General features: G+C 53.5%; 1 pseudogene. It reads right to left on the bottom strand.

The features are described from left to right. Positions 1–104: 104 nt before the first annotated feature. Positions 105–542, bottom strand: a pseudogene (locus PY793_RS14110) (type II restriction endonuclease); the annotation flags it as partial. Positions 543–645: the final 103 nt, after the last annotated feature.

Genomic DNA, 645 nt, shown 5'->3' with positions numbered 1-645 from the left:
CTGGCTCTCAGACAGCATAAACACATCACTCACACGCCCACCCTCCATCGGTAAGCCTGTGAATCACAACAACACATTCAGTTCAATAAATTAATAGGTCCTGAGCCTAGATCGCGAAGCCAGCCCTGAATTTCGGTATGAGTATGATCCGTTTCTCGCTCCGCAGCGAAGACCCGAGCCTCTTTCGCGCTCTGCTCCCTCACCTGGTGAAGATCGGCTTCCCAGAGTTTCCGCGCTGTTTCGTCGTCCTCGAGAGGCGGAGCTGAATAGCGTCCGCTTCCGAGATCAAACAGCAGTCCTCCAATAGCGCCCAGATCATTAGACAGCAGCGAACGGTAGGTCGCATTCAGCTTCAGGATACCCTGCCGCATCGCAAGATATTCCTCCCATCGCCCCAGCTTCACCTTTGATCCGGTCAAGGAATTATAGCCGTTCACGATCGCCGTATTGAAAGGCGGCATGATCGTAGGATGCAGGAAATACAGCAGATTGGCGACGGCTGGTCCCAGCCCTTTTATCTTCTGGGCATCAATTGCATTGACGTGCCCCCCTTTTTGTATCCACTCAAAAGGAGAGTTCCCGTTTTTTATGGCTTGGGGTTGATGGGATGACAAGGGTCTCGGGGGCATGCCCCCGAGACCCTTG

Origin of the sequence: Acetobacter fabarum (assembly GCF_029069195.1) — a bacterium.
In the GTDB taxonomy this organism is placed as follows: domain Bacteria; phylum Pseudomonadota; class Alphaproteobacteria; order Acetobacterales; family Acetobacteraceae; genus Acetobacter; species Acetobacter fabarum_A.
The sequence above is the reverse complement of the archived record's forward strand: the minus strand, read 5'-3'. Positions and strand labels throughout refer to the sequence as shown.